Consider the following 19,601-nt stretch of genomic DNA (forward strand, 5'->3'; position numbering starts at 1 on the left):
CGGCGTTGGGGGTCCGGAGGTTTGGGGATTCGGAGGTCTGGAGGTCAGGAGGTCTGGAGGTGCGGAGGTCTGTCGGTCTGGAGATCTGGAGGTCTGGAGGTCTGGAGGTCTGGAGGTCTGGAGGTTCGACAAATCTATGATGACGGAACAATAGGTGCTTAGAACGTCAGAATGTCCGCGTACCACCAAATAAGAATCAGATAGACCATGTGGATTTTATCGTTGCAGTCGTAAAGGCCGGATACGCCGCTGTGCGATCCTTTTATAACCTGTCGCAATTTTCATTATAGCCTGTGACCTGGTAAGGTCATGCGTGTTTTTTGTGGAAAGAGGGCTCGGCGGCGCTCATCGTGTGCTCGTCGCGGCATTTGGGCACACTGGGGCGAGATAGAGCGGAAAAACCGTCTTCTTGGCGGCGGGGGCGGGGGATCGAACGAAATAAAGCGGAAAACCCGCGTCCCCCACACATCGACGAAATTTTACTAAAACGCTTACACATTCGACACATTTCGACACTACTGAGATGAAAAATGTGGTAATCTGATAGTGCTTGTCACGGCAATTTGGACTAGGCTTGAAGTATTGGCTACATTCCGGGAGGAGAGCGAAAGGATGCGCAGTTCGGGTGTCGGATTGGGGCGTAAGTTTCTACTTGGTTATGTGGGGTTTGTCGTCTTATTGGTGCTGGCGTTGGTGCTGATTCTTACTTCTTCGGCATTGTCCGATCACGGGGCTCTATTGATAGAGATCGTCGTGATCTTCGCCGTCCTGATCGTCGGATGCGGCCTGGGACTGCTGAGCATCTCGCGCAGCCTATTGAATTCGATCGGCAGCGTGACGGGGGCGCTGAAGGACATCGCGACCTCCGGAGGCGATCTGACCCGCCGCATTCATGTATATTCCAAGGATGAAGTGGGCGATCTGGCGGCAGCGGCGAACAGCATGCTGGACGGCTTGCAGAAGATGATGAAGGAGCTCCGCGACAATACGGCGGAGCTGGCCGCCGCGGCGATCCAGCTCAAGCAAGGGGCGGACGAGAACGCGAGAGTGAGCAGCGAGGTCTCCCGCGCGGTCGAGAAGGTCGCGGCCGGCTCCGAGACGCAGGTGTCGCAGTCCCAGCAGATCTCGGCCGTCATGCACGAGACGATCGAAGGTCTCGGTCAGGTCGCCGCGACGACGACCGGCGTCTCCGACGCGGCGCAGTCGACCCGCACGCGGGCCGAAGACGGCTCCGCGCTGCTGCAGACGACGACGTCGGACATCGTTCAGGTAGAGTCGGCGTTCCGCTCGCTCCAAGAGACGGTGCGCGGCCTGAACCACAAGTCGGAGAAAGTGCTCGAAGTCATCGGGTACATCTCGGAAGTCTCGAACCAGACGAACCTGCTCGCGCTCAACGCCGCGATCGAAGCGGCGCGCGCCGGCGAGCACGGGCGCGGCTTCGCGGTCGTCGCGGGCGAGATCCGCAAGCTGGCGGACCAGACGCAGCAATCCGCGGTGCAGATCGCGGACACGCTCGAGGCGATGTCCGGCGATATCGGCAAGGCGGCCGCCATGTTCGAGCAGAGCGCGGAGCAGGTGTTCGGCGCCGTCTCGGGCATGCGGAATGCGGAGTCCTCGTTCCGCGAGATCGTCGGCGAAGTCGGCAAGCTGAGCGGCAATATCGTCGAGGTCGCCGCCGCGGTCGAGGAGATGTCGGCCGGCAGCCAGTCCGTGCAGCAGTCGATCAACGATATCTCGCGAATCACCGAGGAGACGGCGGCCTTCTCCGAGCAGGTGACGGCCATGACGCAGCAGCAGCTCTCCTCGACCGAAGAGATGGCGCGGACGGCGGACAAGCTGAGCACGATGGCCGCCCGGCTCAAAGCGCTCGTCGGCAACTTCCGCACTTGAATGAACGGATGCATTCTGGGCTACAATGGAATTCGTGCGAATCCGCGCGGACCCGCAGATCATGCGGGTCCGCTTTTTTTAACGGAAAAGGGCTTGAAAACCATCAAAAAAATCAGTATCATAAGTATTGGTTATTAGCACTTCGACATCGCGAGTGCTAAACCGCAAGAAAACATCTCCACTTCAGAAGGAAAAAGGAGGCTATTTTCATGATCAAACCTTTGGGTGATCGCGTGCTTGTCGAAGCAAGCGCCAAGGAAGAAACGACCTTAAGCGGCATCGTACTGCCGGATACGGCCAAAGAAAAGCCGCAAGAAGGAACTATCGTCGCGGTTGGCAGCGGCACGGTGAACAAGGATGGCGCGCGCGTGGCGCTGGAAGTCAGCGTTGGCGACCGGGTGCTGTTCTCGAAGTATGCAGGCACCGAGATCAAGTACGAAGGCAAAGAGTATTTGATTATGAAAGAAAGCGACATTCACGCGATCGTAGGCTAAGCGTCTTCGAAGCGACTGACATAAGCAAGCGCAAGCTTTACGTAAGCAAAGCAACTATTTTCGAGGAGGGTTATTGAAGAATGGCGAAGGAAATCAAGTTTAGCGAAGACGCGCGCCGCGCGATGCTCCGCGGGGTAGACGCCCTGGCCAATGCCGTTAAAGTAACGCTCGGACCGAAGGGACGCAACGTCGTCCTCGAGAAGAAATTCGGATCTCCGCTGATCACGAACGACGGCGTGACGATCGCGAAGGAAATCGAACTGGAAGACGCGTTCGAGAACATGGGCGCGCAACTGGTTAAAGAAGTCGCGACCAAGACGAACGACGTAGCCGGCGACGGCACGACGACCGCAACCGTCCTCGCGCAAGCGATGATCCGCGAAGGCCTGAAGAACGTGACCGCCGGCGCGAACCCGATGGTCGTCCGCAAAGGCATCGACAAAGCGGTACGCGCCGCCGTCGAAGAGCTCAAATCGATCTCCAAGCAAGTCGAAGGCAGCAACAGCATCGCGCAAGTCGCCGCGATCTCCGCCGCTGACGAAGAAGTGGGCCAACTGATCGCCGAGGCGATGGACAAGGTCGGCAAAGACGGCGTCATCACCGTCGAAGAATCCAAAGGCTTCCAAACCGATCTGGAAGTCGTGGAAGGCATGCAGTTCGACCGCGGCTACGTCTCCCCGTACATGATCACCGATACGGACAAGATGGAAGCGGTGCTCGACAACCCGTACATCCTGATCACGGACAAGAAGATCTCGAACATCCAAGAGATTCTGCCGATCCTCGAGAAGGTCGTACAATCCGGCAAGCAACTGCTGATCATCGCGGAAGACGTCGAAGGCGAAGCCCAAGCGACGCTGGTCGTCAACCGTCTGCGCGGCACGTTCACTTGCGTAGCAGTCAAAGCTCCGGGCTTCGGCGATCGCCGCAAAGCGATGCTGCAAGACATCGCGGCGCTGACGGGCGGCCAAGTGATCACGGAAGAACTGGGCCTCGAACTGAAGTCCGCTTCCGTTCAACAGCTCGGTACGGCTCGCCAAGTGCGCGTCAACAAAGAGAACACGATCATCGTCGACGGCGCCGGCGACACGAACGACATCAAAGCGCGCGTCAACCAAATCAAAGCGCAAATCGAAGAGACGACTTCCGACTTCGACCGCGAGAAGCTGCAAGAGCGTCTGGCTAAACTGGCCGGCGGCGTAGCGGTCATCAAGGTCGGCGCCGCGACCGAGACGGAACTCAAAGAGCGCAAGCTGCGCATCGAAGACGCGCTGAACGCTACGCGCGCCGCCGTCGAAGAAGGCATCGTATCCGGCGGCGGTACCGCCCTGGTTAACGTATACAACGCCGTTGCCGCCGTGAAGACGGAAGGCGACGAGAAGACGGGCGTGAACATCATCCTGCGCGCGCTGGAAGAGCCGATCCGCACGATCGCAGCCAACGCGGGCCAAGAAGGTTCCGTTATCGTCGAGCGCCTGAAGAAAGAACCGGTAGGCGTCGGCTACAACGCGGCTTCCGGCGAATGGGTCAACATGTTCGAAGCCGGCATCATCGATCCGGTGAAGGTGACGCGTTCCGCGCTGCAGAACGCCGCATCCGTAGCGGCCATGTTCCTGACGACCGAAGCGGTCATCGCCGACAAGCCGGAGAAAGACAAAGCCCCTGCGGGCATGCCTGGCGGCATGGGCGACATGGGCGGCATGGGCGGATTCTAATTCGCGAATGCCAAGAGGGGGCTGTCCCAAAAGGTCATAAACGGACCTAGGGACAGTCCCTTTTTTGTGGGCGCCGACCGTTGTGCGAGACGGCATCGCACCTCGCATTCATGGGGCGCCCCCCGAAACGACAAATAAACAGCCCGCCCTTTACCGATGAGGACGGGCTGTTTGGCGTTGTCGCCAGTAAGATTCGGCTATAGCTTGAAGCTCGCTCTGACGGCTCGGCTAAGCTTCCCGGCTTACAGCTTGAAGTAGCTGACGGAGGTTCTCAGGTTCCGTACGACTTCCTGCAGCTGCTCGGCCGCGTGCGAGATGCTCTCGCCCAGCGCGAGCTGCTCTTCCGTCGCGGCGGCGACGGTCTGCGCCTTGCCGGAGATCTCGAGCGCGGAGGTCGAGGCTTGCTCCATGCCGGCGGAGACTTCCTCGGAGCTCGCCGACATCTGCTGCGTAATCGCGGACGTCTCGTGCACCTGCGCCGCGACCTGTCTGACCGAGCGCAGGATCGCGTCGAAGTCCCGCTCGACGTCCTCCATCATGCGGCTGCCTACTTCGGATTGGTTCAGCGTCGTATCCATGAACGCCGAAGCGTTCGAGATCTCGTCGCGCGTCTCCGAGATGAGCCCGTTGATGACTTCCGCCGACTCGAGGGAGCTTGCCGCCAGCTTGCGAATCTCTTGGGCGACGACGGCGAAGCCCCGGCCATGCTCGCCCGCGCGCGCCGCTTCGATCGACGCGTTCAGCGAGAGGATGTTCGTCTGATTCGCGAAGCCGGTAATGTTCTCCGTGATCTGGCCGATCTTGTCCGACTTCACCGTGAGCGATTCGACGATGCGGGACAGGTGCTGGATCGCCTCCAGAATATCGTGCATCTGCTGCTTCAGCGTCTGCACCCGCTCGTTGCCTTGATCGACCTGCCGGGAGGTGCCCGACGTATGGTCCGCGATGGCGGTCGTATTCTCCGCGATGCGCTGCACTCCGATCGCCATCTCTTCCATCGCGCGGCTCGACTCCTCGGCGATCGTCGACTGGACCTCGACTTGCGTCGTCACGTCTTGGATGTTCTCGGCGACATGCTGGGTCGCGGCCGCGGACTCCTTGGCGCTGGCAGCCAGCTCTCGCGAGGAGTTCGCTACCGTCTCCGTATGTCCGGAGATGCCGCCGATCAGCTCCCGCATCTTCTGAATCATCCCGTCGACGGACCGATTGATCTGCCCGAGCTCGTCTTTGGCGTATTTGGACTGCGCTTCGAAGACGAGATTCCCCCCGGATATCTGCTTCGTCTTGTTCAAGACGTTGCTGATCGTCCGGCTCAAATGGCGGATCAGCAGGCTGCCGGCGATGATGAAGACGAGCCATTCGATGATGACGGCCGTATAGACGCCAGCCGAAGAAGCTTTGTTCTTCGCCTTCATGTCATCGGTCTGGGCGACCGTATACTGATCGATGATCTCGCTGAAGGTGTTGATCCCGGCACGGCCTTGCTCGAACTTGGCCAGCAGCATATCCTCCTGCGATTCGTTCACCTTGGCGGTCTGCATATTCACGATCGCCTGCTTCGCCCACACGTCGAATCCGTTCTTGATCCGGTCGATCACCTCGGAGACGTTCTCGTACGTCTCGGCATGTCTCAGATTGCTCAGGTGCTGCTTGTCCAGAATGGCCAGCACTTCCGTCACTCCATCATTGACTTCCTTTACGTTCCCGTTAAACTCTTCCATCGCTTTCTTGCGGTCCGCTTGCGAGAGGTTGCCCAGGCGAATGCGCTGATATTCGCTGAGCGCCTGATACATGTCGCGATCCGCGTTCTGGACCAACGAGGAAGATTGATAGGCGGTGTCGTACAGCGTGTTCGTCATCTTGCGTACATTCGCCGAGTTGGATTCCAGCAGATAGACCGCCGTAACGGCAAATAGCAGGAGGGGAACGCATAACATCAGAATCAACCTGACTTTAACCGAAATGTACATGTGACTTCCACTCCCTGATCAATGTGGCGCTTTGTAGTTGGGCAAGATGGAAACCCGTCTGCTCGCAGGCCTATCTGTATTTATCGGAAGGGAATCGGCTTTTTGTAGAGCCGTTCGGCCTGTGAAACCGCGAATTGCCAAAAAAAATGAAATAAAAAAAGGTTATTCCCAGCCGAATGCCTAAGCTGGGAATAACCTGGATAAATAAGGCGATAACGTCGCTACGTCCATTTTGCGGACCATAGCTTCATCTCGCGGATGATCTGGTGGAGATCCTCCCCTTTGGGCGTCAGCGTATATTCGACCGTTACCGGTACGGTCGGATAGACGGTCCGGATGAGCACGCCGCGTTCCTCCATGTGCCGGAGCGTGCTGGTAAGCGCACGCGGACTCACGGCGGGGATCAGCCGCTGCAGCTCTCCGAACCGCTTTTTCCGGCCGTCGAACAGCTCGCGGAGCACGAGGAAGGCCCACTTGCCGTTCAGCACCTCGAGCGTTCGCTCGATCGAACATTCGATGCAGATCGGATCGTTCGGGATGGAGGAGGAGGAAGGGCGTCGTACGGTAGTCATGCGGCAAACTTCCTTTCTTATTGTAAGTTAGTATAGTTGATATAATTAAGTGACGAAGATTTCACTTCTTTAAATTGTATACTGAAACGTTTACAATGTCACCTAGAGCCATAAACACGCTTATATAGAGGAGGATCATCATCCATGCAATATCGTCGTTTGGGACGTACTGGACTGAAGGTCAGCGAAATCAGCTTAGGCAGTTGGCTTACTTACGGCGGCTACGTAGAGCAGGAGCGCGCCGCGCAAGCGATCCGCAAAGCCTACGAGCTCGGCGTGAACTTCTTCGATACGGCGAACGTCTACGAGAAAGGCGCCGCCGAGATCGTCATGGGCGGCATCCTCAAAGAATATCCTAGAGACAGCTATGTCCTCGCCACCAAAGTGTTCTGGCCGATGGGCGAAGGCCCGAACGACCGCGGTCTCTCCCGCAAGCACGTGACCGAGCAGGCGCATGCCAGCTTGAAGCGGCTCGGCACGGACTACGTGGATATCTACTACTGCCACCGCTTCGATCCGGAGACGCCGGTCGACGAGACGCTCCGCGCGCTGGACGATCTGGTGCGCCAGGGCAAAGTGCTGTACGTCGGCGTCAGCGAGTGGACGGCCGCTCAGATGGCGGAAGCGCTCGGAACGGCGGACAAGTACTTGCTGGACCGGATCGTGGTCAACCAACCGATCTACAACCTGTTCAACCGATACATCGAGAAGGAGATCATTCCGCTCGGCGAGCAGCAAGGCATCGGCCAAGTCGTCTTCTCCCCGCTCGCGCAGGGGCTGCTGACCGGCAAGTACGACAGCGCGTCGGCGCTGCCTTCCGACAGCCGCGCTTCGAAGCTCGAGTGGGTGAAGAACGGCATCACCGAAGAGAAGATCGGCCAAGTCAAGCAGCTCGCGTCCATCGCGAAGGAGCTCGATCTGACGACCGGCCAGCTGGCGCTTGCCTGGATTTTGCGCCAAGCGAACGTAGCCAGCGCGCTGGTCGGCGCAAGCCGTCCGGAGCAGGTCGAAGAGAACGTGAAGGCATCCGGCGTGACGCTGTCCGCCGACACGCTCGCAGCCGTCGAAGCGGTCTTCGCGCCGGCATCCAACTAATCGCCGCACGATCTGTCCGAATAGGAACGATCGGAAGCCGTCCGTGGATATCCCGCAGGGAGTCCACTGGGCGGCTTCCGCGCGTTCCGGGCGCATCTGCCGGCGCCGGGTTATCGCCGGGCAAGAGAATGGATACGTCACCAAAACGTCCAAAAGGTTACCGCAGGCCATAGACAGCTTGCGTCCGTTCGTGAAATAATCGTTGTTAACCATCCGGTCGGAAAAGGATCGAGCGCCGTGAACTTCCAGAAATCGCTGCAGTTCAAGCTGATCGCGGGCATCGTCGCGGTGATCGCGCCGCTCGTCGTCTATCATTTGTACAACAATCATTACGCCATTCAAGTCGTACGGGAGAAAGTCGCTTCGAGCAACGGCGACCTCGTGAACCTGTTCGTCCAGAGCAAAGTCGACCAGACGCTCGAGGACACGGGCAAGTATCTGCTCAACCGCGCCGGCAACGATCCCGACGTCACTTCGCTGAACTTGTACGGCTATGACGACGGAGAATACCAGATGCGGAAGGTGCGCATCATCAACCGGTTCCGCGACGACCTCGCGCTCTACAACGCGATCGACACCTTCTACGTCTATTCGCGGACGAACGACGACCTGACGCTGAGCAACGGCAACTATCAGGATTTCGGGAGCCTCGCCGCCTGGGTCCGTGAAAGCGGATTCAACCCGAATGCCAGGTGGGAGATTCTGCGGAACGGCTCGGCTTACGGACTGACGATGGCCGTCCCGGTGACGGAGGACGTCTCGCTCGGCGCCTGGATCAACCTGAACCGCCTGCTCGATCCGTTCCGGCAGCTCAATCTGGGCGGCGGGGGCGAGGCGATCGCGGTCGATCCGCAAGGCAAGCCGCTGACGCCCGCCTCGATCACGGAGGAAGCGTTCTCCTCCCTCGGCGCCAGATTCGCGCAGTTGGACCGCTCCTACGCGATCCTCGGCGCCCAGGACGGCAACTATCTCGTCGTCGGCACCAAATCCCGCGCGTCGGATATCCGGGTGGTCGTCCTCGTACCCGAAGCCAATCTGCTGCAGAAGCTGCCGTTCTTCCAATGGACCGCCTGGATCATCCCGACCGTGGCGGCGCTAGTGCTCATCCTGTACGTGCTCTGGCTGAAGAGCGTGCTGTTCCGGCCGCTAGGCGATCTCATGCGGGGCATGCGCCGGATCATTCACGGCGACCTCGAATTCCGGCTGGCCTTGAACAAATCGAGCGAGCTGTCGTTCTTCGCCGCCACGTTCAACCATATGGCCGAACAGATCCATCAGCTCAAGATCGACGTCTACGAAGAGCAGTTGCGGGTGAAGCGGGCGGAGCTGAAGCATCTGCAGGTGCAGATCAACCCGCATTTCTACCTCAACAGCCTCCATATCATCTACAACCTCGCGACGCTGAAGCTGTTCAAGCAGGTGCAGAAGCTGTCGCTCTACCTGGCGGATTACTTCAAGTTCACGATCCGCACGAACCGCACCTCCGTGACCGTCGAGGAAGAGGTGAAGCATATTCAGAACTACCTCGAGATCCAGAAGCTGCGTTATCCCGATCTGTTGGCATATGAATTCGATCTGCGCGCGCCTTGGGGGGATGTCGAAATTCCGGCGCTGACGATCCAGCCCTTCGTGGAGAACGCGATCGTACACGGCCTGAATATGGAGGAAAGTTCGTTCCGTATTCTCATCCGTACCGAAGCGGCGGATGACGGCCGATTCGCGATCGTCGTGAGGGATAACGGAGCCGGCTTCCCGGCGGAGCAGCTGGAGAAGCTGGATTCGGGCCGCTACCTGCGGGAGGCGGACGGCACGCATATCGGCATCTGGAACGTCATTCACCGTTTGAACCTGAGCTTCGGAGGCGCAGCCGAGATCCGCTTCGCCAATGCGGCGCCGAAGGGGGCCGAAGTGCGGATTCTGCTGCCCGGACCGCCCGCGTACGAACAGACCCAAGGAGGACAGGACGATGTACAACGTGCTGGTAGTGGATGACGAGAAGTACGCGGTGGCAGGCATCACGCAAGGCATCGACTGGTCGGAGGTCCCGATCGCGGAGCTTCGCGAAGCCTACAGCGCCAAGCAGGCGAAGGACGTCATGGCGCGCGGCTCCGTCGATCTCCTCATCACGGACATCGAGATGCCCGGCGAGAGCGGCATGGAGCTGCTCGATTGGGTCCGCGAGCGGTTTCCCGACACGGTGACGATCTTCCTCACCGCCCATGCCGACTTTGGCTATGCGCAGCAGGCGCTTCATCTGGGGAGCTACGCCTACATCGTCAAGCCGGTAGACTATGACGAGCTCAAGGCGGTCGTCGTACGCGCGCTCGAGGAGATCGGCCGGAATCGGGAACAGAAGGCATTCAGCGAGGCTTACCGGCACTACTACGCGCAGTGGGAGCGGCAGAAACCGCTCCTGGTCGAGCGCTTCTGGCAGGATCTGCTCGGCCGGCGCATCGCGGCGTCCGCCGAGCGGATCGAAGCGGCGATCGCGCTGTACGCGCTCCCGCTCGACATTCGCCGGCCGGTCGTGCCGGTGCTGATCAGCGTGGAGCAATGGGACAAGGAGCTGAACACGCGCGACGAGGAGATCATGGAATACGCGATCCGCAACTCGGCGGCGGAGGTGCTGCTGGCGGGTTCGGAGGGGATCGTCATTCAGGACCGGAGCGGGGTGACGGCGGCGCTTCTGTACGGAGACCAGACGGCGGACGCGGATTGGAAGGAGGCGCTCAAGGAACGCTGCACGGCGTTGATCGGCGCGTGCAACCGGTACTTCTACTGCCATCTCTCCTGCTATATCGGGGAAATCGCGACGCTGCCCGGCTTGCCGGAAGCTTACGAGACGCTGCTCGCGCTCGAGCACGACAACGTTACGGCGTCCGACGCCGTCCTGGCGGTGGGCGAGGCGCGCGGCAGCCTATCGCCGGGCGCGCTTCCGTTCGTGCCCGCCGACGATTGGCTGGTGCTGTTCGAAGCGGGGCAGGCAGAGGCATTGAACCGCCGGCTGGAGGAGATGTTCGCCAGTCTCCGGGAGAGCGAGGCGACGCCGGAGACGCTCGACGTGGTCGTCTCGGCGGTCAAGCATATGCTGTACCGCGCGTTCCACAAGCGGGGCTTGTCCGTCTACGGGCGATTCGCTTCCTTGCAGACGCCGAGGACCGTCCCCCAGCTTCGGACATGGGCGCGCCAGGCGGTGGCCGACGCGATAGACGAATACCGCAGCCAAGGGCAGGACAATCGCGCCGTTATCGACAAGATTCACCAATACGTGCAGGCGCGCCTGACCGGGGAGCTGAGCCGCGAAGAGATCGCGCATCACGTGTTCCTGAACCCCGCCTACTTGTCTCGGCTGTACAAGAAGGAGACGGGCATCGCCCTGTCGGAATACATCATGCAAGCGCGGATGAACAAGACGAAGACGCTGCTGGTCGAGACGAACCGCAAGGTATCCGACATCGCGGAGACGGTCGGCTATCAGAACATCTCCCACTTCGCGAAGGTGTTCCGGAAAACGGTGGGAATCGGGCCGAAGGAGTTCCGCAAGCGGTACCAGCAATGAAAGGCGGCGGTTACCCGCCGCCTTTTTGACCATTTAGAATTTATAAGTTTCACGCTTATCCATTTCTAAATGGTCTCCGATAAAAACGTCTCGCCCTCTTCTGAGGATGGCGATGCCGTTTTTACTTGCATTTGCTGTTTACATCCAAGGGAAGCTGTGCTATCTTATTTCTACGCTTATCGAAATAAACCGGACAGGAGGAGAACGCGATGTCGGAAGATCGCGCAGACGCGCAGCAAGCCGTACGTATCTTCAAGGCGCTGGGGGAGCCGACCCGCCTCAAGATCGCGCTCATGCTCTCGGACGAGCAGAAGCTGTGCTGCACGTCCATGATGAGCAAGCTGGAGACCGTGGCGGGCTCGACGCTGTCCCATCACTTGAAGCAACTGACGGACTGCGGCCTGCTGGATCTTCGCAAGGACGGCACCTATATCTATTACAGCGTGAACCGCGAAGTCGCGCATAAGTTTGCGCCCTATTTGCTGGAATAATTTTTCGAGTTTATTTCTATATTTTTAGAAATATAAAAAGAGAAGCGCGGAGTGGAGAGAGGAGCAATAAATTCATGTCGAACGCAGTTAAAATCTACGTGCTGGCCATCATCAGCTTCCTGGTCGGCACATCGGAATACATCATCGCCGGCATCTTGGATAAGGTCGCGTCGGACAGCGGCGTGTCGGTATCGGCGGCCGGCCAGCTCATTACCGTGTTCTCGCTCGCCTACGCGTTCGGTACGCCCATCCTGATGGCCGCTACAGCCCGGATGGAACGGCGGAAGCTGCTGCTCGCCGCGCTGGGCGTATTCGTCATAGGCAACGCTGTCGTCCTCGCCCTTCCGGGATTCGGGGTGCTGCTCGGCTCGCGCATCATCCTGGCGCTCAGCACCGGCGTCTTCGTCGTGACGGCGCTCACCGTCGCCTCCAAGCTTGCGCCGCCCGAACGGCAAGGCAGCGCCATCGCGACGCTCGTCATGGGCTTCAGCACCTCGCTCATCATCGGCGTGCCGCTCGGCAGGGTTATCGCCTCCGCATACGACTGGAAGCTGATCTTCGGAGGCATCGGTCTCTTGGGCATCGCCGCCATGTTCGTCATCGCGTACGCCATTCCGAATACGCAAGGCGAGGAGCCCGTGCCGCTTCGCCGCCAGCTGGCGCTGTTGAAGCAGCCCCGGATCGCGGTGGCGCTGGCGGTGACGTTCTTCTGGATCGGCGGCTATGCGATCGCCTACACGTATATCTCTCCTTACCTGCTCGAAGTGAAGGGCATGGGGGAAGCTGGCGTGAGCGTCGGCTTGTTCGCCTTCGGCATCGCCAGCCTGATCGGCTCGAAGCTCGGCGGATACAGCACGGATCGCTGGGGGTTCGGCCGCACGCTGGTCAGCGGCATGACGATTCATGCGATTGCTTTGGTCCTGCTGGCGCTCGCCGCTCCGTCTCCGGCCGTCCTGTTCCCGCTCTTGATGCTGTGGGCCTTCTCCGCTTGGTCGTCCGGCCCTACCCAGCAGTATCATCTGTTGACGCTGGCGCCGGAAGCCTCCGGCATCATGCTCAGCTTGAACACGTCGGTCCTGCAGCTTGCGATGGCCGCGGGCGCGGGCGTCGGGGGTCTCGTCGTCGAAGGGATCTCCCTGACCTCCATCGCCTGGATCGGCGCGGCGAGCGTCGCGGTCGCGGGGGGGACGGTGGCGGCGACGCTCGCGCGTTCCCGCCGCCTGCGTACCCGCGAGGTGCGGAACGAGCCGGACGAGTGCCCGCTGCAGGGCGCGGGGGCTTAATTCACCGGGAAGGCGGGAACGTCCGGCGCGGCCGGAGATGCGCCGAAGCGCACGGGCTTCGCGGCGCGCCGCCCCGCCGAACCGTTCGCGATAGAGAAAGGCCGTTCCCTTGCCGTTCCGGCATGGGAACGGTCTTTTGTGCGCTTGGCGACCGACGCATGAAGTCACGGAAACGTTCAAATAGTAACCGCTTTCCATAGTGGAAGGCGGGCAGGCCCCTTTACAATGGAGGAAGCATCTTCCGACGGATGGATGACGCGGACGATAGCCGACCAAGGGGGAGAGGACATGAAGCAGGAGCGAAAGCGGGTTCGTTGGGCCGTCTGGCCGCTGGCCGTGCTGCTCGCAGTCCCGTATGCGGGGGCTGCGGGAGGAAAGCCGGCGGCCGCCGCGGAGACGGGCGGCGTGCTGGCGGCCAATTCGTTCGACCCGGATGCGTTCGCGGGTTGGGGACTGTGGGCCGGGGAGGGCAGCACGGTAACGAAGCAAGAGGCGGACGGCGTGGAGGGCAAGGCGGTCAAGATCGTCTACGATCGTTCGGAGGCGGGGTGGGGACTCGTGGCGCACGCGGACTTCCCGGCCGGATGGAACCTGACCGGGACGCGCACTCTCCAATTCTATGCCAAAGGAGACGGGACGGCGCAGCGGTTCTCAATCGGCGTGGAGGAGAAGGACGGCGGGGACAAGTTCCGGAAGCTCGTCGCGATCGAAGGCGATGCTTGGACGCTCGTGACGATTCCCGCGTCGGAGCTGGAATACCAGGACGGCGGAGGCGACCGCGTGCTCGACTGGGACAAGGTCGCTTCGCTGAACATCAGCCCCGAAGAGAATCGGGCGGGCTCGCTGCTGCTGGACGACGTGACTTTCGGCGCGTACGAGCCGAGCCTTGCGAACGGCTTCGATCCGGATGCGTTCCAGGGTTGGGGGCTGTGGGCCGGCGAGGGCAGCGCGGTGACGAAGACGGCGGCGGCCGGCGTCAGCGGACAGGGGCTTCAGGTGAACTATACGCGCTCCGGGCAAGGCTGGGGACTCGTGGCGCACGGCTTCCTGCCCGCGGACTGGAAGCCGGCCGGGACGGAAGCGATCCGGTTCATGATCCGCGGCGACGGGACGCCCCAGCGGCTGTCGGTCGGCGTGGAGGAGAAGGACGGCGGAGACAAGTTCGCGAAGGTGATCGACGTCGGGAGCGCGTCCTGGACGCCGGTAACGATTCGAGCGGACGAGCTCGCGCCGAACGGCGGGAGCGGGGACGGACGGCTCGACTGGGACCGGGTCGACGGCATCAACCTGAGCCCGGAGGACAACCGGACGGGCAGCTTCGTGCTGGACGACTTCACTTTCTATAAAGGCGGGCTGCTGCCGCCGGTCGCTGCGCCCGCGCGATTGGCGCTGGCCGAGCTTCGCGCGGCGGTGCCGGGATCGGTGTTCGCCAGCGATGCGGTGACGTTCCGGACGAAGCTGACGAACGGCGGGGACGAAGCCGCAGCCGTACCGGTCGCCTACGTCGTCAAGGACGACAAGGGCGCTGCGGTCGCTTCGGGGCGCGTCGATCCGGCGTCCGTCCCGGCTGGCGGCAGCGCGGAGGCGGAGATCGCCTTCGCCGTCGGCCCGTACGGTTACTTTACGGTCGAAGCATCGGTCGGCGGAGACGACGGCGGCACGGCCTCGGTCCGTCGGGCGGCGTTCGCCCGCGTCGCCGATCCGGCCCTGGAAGCGCGCAAGGGCGGAGGGAGCGGAGGGAGCAAGAGCGGGGAAGCCCTGATGGGGTTCTCCACGCATTACGACTATCTGACTTCGGATGCGCTGCGCGCCCAGGAAGCGGAGCTCATCCGGCTGTCCGGCGCCGCCGTCGTGCGCAACGACTTCCTCTGGGACACGATCGAGCCGCGGAAAGGCGTCTTCGACTGGACGCTCTACGACGGGATCGTCGAAGCGAACCGCTCGCGCGGCATTCGCATGATCGGGCTGCTGGCCTATTCGGCGAAATGGGCGAGCACGGGACCCGAAGGAGCGGAGATGCGCGAGCATTATCCGCCGAGGACGTTGACGGAATACGCGAACTACGTCTATGAAACGGTGTCGCGGTACAAGGGCCGGATCGACCGCTGGGAGATCTGGAACGAGCCCAATCTCGACGGCTTCTACCGGCCGGCGCACGATGCCGAAGGCTACGCCGAGCTGCTGAAGGCGGGCTATCTGGCGGCGAAGCGGGCCGATCCGAAGGCGACGGTCGTCATGAGCGGCTTGTCGGGGACGGGCGCCGCGTTTTTGAAGGAGCTCGCGGCGTATGGCGCCGGCGATTATACGGACGCGATCGTGATACACCCGTATCAGGCGGGCGATCCGGAAGCGGGGCATGCCTTCGTCAACGACATCGAGAGCGTGAAGGGAATCGTGCCGGGCAAGGACGTTTGGCTGACCGAATGGGGCTGGCGGTCCGACGAGCAGGGGCTGGCGAACCAAGCGCTGTACACGGTCAAAGGCTACTTGCTGGCGCTCGCGGCCGGCGTCAAGACGAACACGCTCTACTCGTTCAATATCGCGACGGACACGGAGTTCGGCCTCGCCGATGCTAACGTCGGCGGCGAGGTAAAGCCGATCTATCCCGCCGTGGCCGCGTTGAATCGAATCGTAGGCGGCCATGCGTACGCGGGCAGACTCGGGCTGGGAGAGGGCGTCGAGGCGCTCGGTTACGAAGGACGGGGCGGCGACGAGGACGTCATCGCCTTGTGGACCGCCGGTCCTGCCGCGGAAGTCGCGCTGCCGTCCCGCAAGACGCTGACGCGTTACGATCCGTACGGCAACGCGAGCACGCTGCCCTCCTCCGGCGGGCTGGTGCGCGTCTAGATCGGCGCGGAGCCCGTCTACGTCGCGGGGCAGCTGCGGGAAGCGCTCCGGGGTGCCGCGGCGAAGGCGGCAGACGCGCCGGGTTCCGATGCGAATCGGCAGAAACCCGGCGATCCCGCCGTCGCCTGGCTGACGAAGAGCCCCTATCACGCGCGCGGGAACGCCTCGTTGACGCGGGGATACGAAGGGACGTTCTCCGTGGACATCTTCAACTACGGCACGAAGGCGCTGGACGGAACGCTCCGGGTGGAGGGACTGCCGGCGGACTGGTTCGCCTCGTCCGCGGCGATGTCGAAGCCGTACCGGGTCGAAGCGTATTCGACCGCTACCGTGTCGTTCCAGATCAAGCCGAAGACGGATGCGGGCATCGGGGATTATACGGCGACCGTGACGGATACCGCCAAGCGACGGCCGCTGGCGCCGAAGACGTATACGCTCAGCGTCGTGCCCAAGCTGTCGGTTCAAGTGACGAAGAAGGCGGTGCGGCTGACGAATCATCTCGCGGAGCCGGCCGCGGGCACCGTCTCGCTCGTTCCGCCGGCCGGATGGACGGCGACGCTCGCTGCGCCTGCGAATGTCGAGGTGGCGCCGGGACAGACCGTGAGCGTGCCGTATACGCTCGCGCCGCTGCCGGGCACGAAGGCCGAGGGCGCGCTAAACGTGACCGGCGCGGTCGTCTCCGGCACCGAGACGATTCCGTTCGCCGCCAGGCTAGACGCCGTCACGGCTCAGGCGATCGGGGAAGCGGCGCCCGTCATCGACGGCATCGCCGAAGACGGCTGGGCGGCGGCGCCGCGCCTTGCCATGGCCGATGCTTCGCAGGTGAGCGCGGAGTATCGTCCGAGCTGGACGCCGGAGGGCTTGTCCGCCGACCTGCGGTTCCAGTGGGATGCGCAGCGGCTGTATGTGCTGGCCCGCGTGAAGGACGATACGCAGAGCCAGCCGCAGTCCGGCGGCGGCATGTGGCAGGGGGACTCGTTGCAGTTGGCATTCGATGCGAAGAATGCGGGCGGATCCGGATATGGACCGCAGGTTTACGAACTGCAGATCGGGAAGCCGGACGGCGGCGCGCCGCAGATCTACAAGGGCATGGGCTTCGCGCATTCGGGTCCGATGGCGTCCGGCGCGATCGCCGTGACGCGGGACGAGGCGACGAAGACGACCGTCTATGAGCTGAGCATTCCGTTCGCCGAGCTGGAAGGCGCCGGTACGCCGGCCGCCGGGCAAGCGATCGGGATGTCGGTCCTGCTGAACGACAACGACGGGGCCGGCCGCAAGGGATACATGGAATGGTCCTCCGGCATCGGGGGCGCCAAGAACGCGGCGCTGTTCGGCACCCTGTGGTTGAACTGACGGGTTAGGCAGCGGAAGGAGAAGAGGGCGGCGCTTTCGGGGTAAAGCCATGTGCGACGCCGCGCGGCATGATCGGCAAAGCTGCAAGGCCGCCGGATTTTGCGCAGTCCTCGTCTCTCCTTTGGATCATAGAGGCTGCGAATTCAATGGAGAAAGGCGGAGATAGGATGACGAGCAGGAAGACGGTTAGGCGAATGTTGTGGGGAGGCGCTTTGTCGGCCGCGGTCGCGATCGCAGGGCTGTTCCCCGGCCAGACGACCTATGCGGGGACCGCGACGACGATCGCGGTGGATACGGCGTCGAACGCGGGGGCGGTCAATCCGTTCGCCTGGGCGGTCGGGGCGCCGGACAAGCGAACTTGGTGGGCGGGCAACGCGACGCTCCAGACGCGGATCGGCGACGCCAAGATCAAGCTGGTACGCGTGAATCCGATCCAGATCCTGACGTACAACGGCCGGGATCCGTATCCTTCTTCGAACACGTGGAACTTCGCCGGCATGGACGCGATTCTGAACACGATCTTCGATGCGGGAGCGGAGCCGCTGTTCGTCCTGGCCGGCTTCCCGGCCGGCGTGGCGCATACCCGCGACGCGAACGGCGCCATCACCTCGGCGGATTGGACCGAATATGCCAAGTTCATGAAGGAGGTCGTGAAGCGCTACAATACCGACCTCGCGCTGGGCAGCGGCAAGAAGGTCCGCTACTGGGAGCTGTGGAACGAACCGTTCGTCGAGGAGGACGGTAAGTTCCGGAACAACGGCGCCTACAAGACGTTCGCCCAGACGGTAGGGAACGCGATGAAGCTGCAGGATGCTTCGATCAAGCTGATCGGCGCGGTCCATTCGAACTGGGACGACGGGGCGGCGGGCACGGACGCGCAGGCGGGGAACGGTCTCCTCTCCTACGCGGCCAAGAACCTCGAGAGCCAGATCGACCTGATCAGTTGGCACAACTACGGTCCTTCGCCGGTCTCCGTGACGGACGCCGACCGGATGACCTATACGAAAAAGAACTACCAGGACGACGTCGCTTCGGTCAAAGCGGGCGGTCCCGGGAACGTCTTCAAGAGCCCTTCCGGCAAGCTGTACGGCGCGGCCCTGACCGAATACAACATCAGCCACCAGCCGGGCGGCACCGCTTATGATCTCAAGTACCACAACGAGTTCGGAGCCGTCTACCTGGCCAGCGCCATCGTGAACGCGATGAAGGGCGGCGCGGACATCTTCGCCAACTACAATCTGGCGGAGACGGGCGGCAACTTGCTCGGCTTGTTGAACAATACGGACTACTCTCCCTACAAGCCTTACTACACCTATCAGCTGTTCGGCAACCGCATGGGCAGCCAGAAGCTGGCCGCGACGAAGACGGGCACGGACGACAACCTGGAGTTCGTCTCGTCCAAGGACCCGGCGACCGGCAAGACGTATCTGATCGTCGTGAACAAGAATACGTCGACGGGCGCGGGGGCGACGCACGACCTGACGGTTCAGCTGCAGAACGCCGCTTCCTCGTCGGGCACCGTCAACGTATGGAAGCTGGACGCGTCCACGAATCCGACCGCGAGCACGACGCTGACCTACTCGGGCGGCAACTTCGCCTATTCGGTCGGGCCGATGTCGGTCGTGGCGTTCGAGGTCGTCCCGGGCTCAGGCGGCGGGACGACGCCATTGTTCAGCAACGGCTTCGAGAGCGCGGATGCGCCGCCGACCTGGCTGGACACGCTGGACGGCAGCCAGAACGTGACGGGCTATACGGCCGGCACCAATCCGGAATGCTCGCCGCGGCAGGAGCAGCCGAGGACCGGCATCGCGACGCTCATGTTCTCCGGGACGGACAACAGCGCGACGGTCTCCTATGCGAAGTGCAAGATATTCGCCGTCAACATCCCGATTACGGCAAGCACGAAGCTCGGCTACTGGCTGTATCCGCAGACCGACAACGCCCGCTACGCGGCGATCGACTTCGTCACGACCGACGGGACGACGCTGCGCGACAGCGGCCTGCTCGACTATGACGGCCACGGCGTGCATCCGAACGGCGGCCACGGCGGCGCCATCCCGCTGAACGCTTGGACGCCCATCAAGATTAACATCGGCACGGCGCCGGGGCTGGTCGGCAAGACGATCGACCGCATCCTCGTGAACTACGACCGGCCGGCGAGCACCGGGCAGTATCGCGGCTACATCGACGATCTCGTCATTACGAACGGAACGCTGCCTTAACGGACGAAGGAACGGCAGAAGCGGCCGGACAGGGTCTAGGGACCTTGCCCGGCCGCTTTTTGCCATGGGCCGCATGACGGCGGCCGCGGAGAGGGCGCGGCTGAGAAGGG

The 19,601-nt window shown here is 62.1% G+C and carries 13 protein-coding genes; 11 read left to right on the plus strand and 2 right to left on the minus strand.

Going from position 1 to position 19,601, the window contains the following annotated elements; translation table 11 throughout:
- Positions 1–612 precede the first annotated feature (612 nt).
- The 3 genes from H7C19_RS25170 to groL all read left to right on the plus strand — a co-directional run bounded on the left by H7C19_RS25170 (position 613) and on the right by groL (position 4,099).
- Positions 613–1,890: a methyl-accepting chemotaxis protein gene (locus H7C19_RS25170; RefSeq protein ID WP_185671846.1), complete on the plus strand. Its 1,278-nt coding sequence runs from the start codon at positions 613–615 to the stop codon at positions 1,888–1,890.
- A gap of 209 nt (positions 1,891–2,099) precedes the next feature.
- A complete protein-coding gene (gene groES / locus H7C19_RS25175) occupies positions 2,100–2,384 on the plus strand; it encodes a co-chaperone GroES (RefSeq protein WP_185671847.1) in 285 nt (94 codons plus the stop codon).
- An 80-nt stretch (positions 2,385–2,464) separates the two neighbouring features.
- Positions 2,465–4,099: a chaperonin GroEL gene (gene groL, locus H7C19_RS25180; RefSeq protein ID WP_185671848.1), complete on the plus strand. Its 1,635-nt coding sequence runs from the start codon at positions 2,465–2,467 to the stop codon at positions 4,097–4,099.
- Positions 4,100–4,341: 242 nt separating this feature from the next.
- Here groL and H7C19_RS25185 read toward each other — a convergent pair whose 3' ends face one another.
- Both H7C19_RS25185 and H7C19_RS25190 read right to left on the minus strand, forming a co-directional pair.
- Complete coding sequence (locus H7C19_RS25185; protein ID WP_185671849.1) at positions 4,342–6,069, minus strand: methyl-accepting chemotaxis protein; 1,728 nt, start codon at positions 6,067–6,069, stop codon at positions 4,342–4,344.
- A gap of 221 nt (positions 6,070–6,290) precedes the next feature.
- Positions 6,291–6,641, minus strand: a complete 351-nt coding sequence (locus tag H7C19_RS25190; RefSeq protein WP_185671850.1) for a winged helix-turn-helix transcriptional regulator — start codon at positions 6,639–6,641, stop codon at positions 6,291–6,293.
- Between the two features lie 144 nt (positions 6,642–6,785).
- On the opposite strand from H7C19_RS25190, the gene H7C19_RS25195 reads away from it, so the two are divergent.
- The 8 genes from H7C19_RS25195 (at position 6,786) to H7C19_RS25230 (ending at position 19,491) form a co-directional block, all read left to right on the plus strand.
- Positions 6,786–7,736, plus strand: a complete 951-nt coding sequence (locus H7C19_RS25195; protein ID WP_185671851.1) for an aldo/keto reductase family protein — start codon at positions 6,786–6,788, stop codon at positions 7,734–7,736.
- Positions 7,737–7,973: 237 nt separating this feature from the next.
- Complete coding sequence (locus H7C19_RS35545) at positions 7,974–9,728, plus strand: sensor histidine kinase (protein WP_185671852.1); 1,755 nt, start codon at positions 7,974–7,976, stop codon at positions 9,726–9,728.
- Positions 9,703–11,295 carry a response regulator transcription factor gene (locus tag H7C19_RS25205; protein ID WP_185671853.1) on the plus strand — a complete coding sequence of 531 codons (1,593 nt, stop codon included), beginning with the start codon at positions 9,703–9,705 and terminating at the stop codon, positions 11,293–11,295. Before H7C19_RS35545 ends, H7C19_RS25205 begins: the two co-directional genes overlap by 26 nt.
- Before the next feature lie 209 nt (positions 11,296–11,504).
- On the plus strand, positions 11,505–11,786 hold the full coding sequence (locus tag H7C19_RS25210) for an ArsR/SmtB family transcription factor (protein ID WP_185671854.1): 282 nt from the start codon (positions 11,505–11,507) through the stop codon (positions 11,784–11,786).
- Between the two features lie 74 nt (positions 11,787–11,860).
- Positions 11,861–13,069, plus strand: a complete 1,209-nt coding sequence (locus H7C19_RS25215; protein WP_185671855.1) for an MFS transporter — start codon at positions 11,861–11,863, stop codon at positions 13,067–13,069.
- 288 nt (positions 13,070–13,357) lie between these two features.
- On the plus strand, positions 13,358–15,916 hold the full coding sequence (locus tag H7C19_RS25220) for a carbohydrate binding domain-containing protein (RefSeq protein WP_185671856.1): 2,559 nt from the start codon (positions 13,358–13,360) through the stop codon (positions 15,914–15,916).
- A 168-nt stretch (positions 15,917–16,084) separates the two neighbouring features.
- Complete coding sequence (locus tag H7C19_RS25225) at positions 16,085–17,269, plus strand: sugar-binding protein (protein ID WP_185671857.1); 1,185 nt, start codon at positions 16,085–16,087, stop codon at positions 17,267–17,269.
- A 167-nt stretch (positions 17,270–17,436) separates the two neighbouring features.
- Positions 17,437–19,491, plus strand: coding sequence for a GH39 family glycosyl hydrolase (locus H7C19_RS25230; RefSeq protein WP_185671858.1), 2,055 nt, complete (start codon positions 17,437–17,439; stop codon positions 19,489–19,491).
- Positions 19,492–19,601 lie beyond the last annotated feature (110 nt).

Origin of the sequence: Cohnella nanjingensis, from assembly GCF_014212125.1 — a bacterium.
GTDB classification, from domain to species: domain Bacteria; phylum Bacillota; class Bacilli; order Paenibacillales; family Paenibacillaceae; genus Cohnella; species Cohnella nanjingensis.

Coding starts and splice junctions, on each gene's coding strand:
- H7C19_RS25170 (WP_185671846.1), top strand. CDS start 613: ATGCGCAGTTCGGGTGTCGGATTGGGGCGTAAGTTTCTACTTGGTTAT.
- groES (WP_185671847.1), top strand. CDS start 2,100: ATGATCAAACCTTTGGGTGATCGCGTGCTTGTCGAAGCAAGCGCCAAG.
- groL (WP_185671848.1), top strand. CDS start 2,465: ATGGCGAAGGAAATCAAGTTTAGCGAAGACGCGCGCCGCGCGATGCTC.
- H7C19_RS25185 (WP_185671849.1), bottom strand. CDS start 6,069: ATGTACATTTCGGTTAAAGTCAGGTTGATTCTGATGTTATGCGTTCCC.
- H7C19_RS25190 (WP_185671850.1), bottom strand. CDS start 6,641: ATGACTACCGTACGACGCCCTTCCTCCTCCTCCATCCCGAACGATCCG.
- H7C19_RS25195 (WP_185671851.1), top strand. CDS start 6,786: ATGCAATATCGTCGTTTGGGACGTACTGGACTGAAGGTCAGCGAAATC.
- H7C19_RS25205 (WP_185671853.1), top strand. CDS start 9,703: ATGTACAACGTGCTGGTAGTGGATGACGAGAAGTACGCGGTGGCAGGC.
- H7C19_RS25210 (WP_185671854.1), top strand. CDS start 11,505: ATGTCGGAAGATCGCGCAGACGCGCAGCAAGCCGTACGTATCTTCAAG.
- H7C19_RS25215 (WP_185671855.1), top strand. CDS start 11,861: ATGTCGAACGCAGTTAAAATCTACGTGCTGGCCATCATCAGCTTCCTG.
- H7C19_RS25220 (WP_185671856.1), top strand. CDS start 13,358: ATGAAGCAGGAGCGAAAGCGGGTTCGTTGGGCCGTCTGGCCGCTGGCC.
- H7C19_RS25230 (WP_185671858.1), top strand. CDS start 17,437: ATGACGAGCAGGAAGACGGTTAGGCGAATGTTGTGGGGAGGCGCTTTG.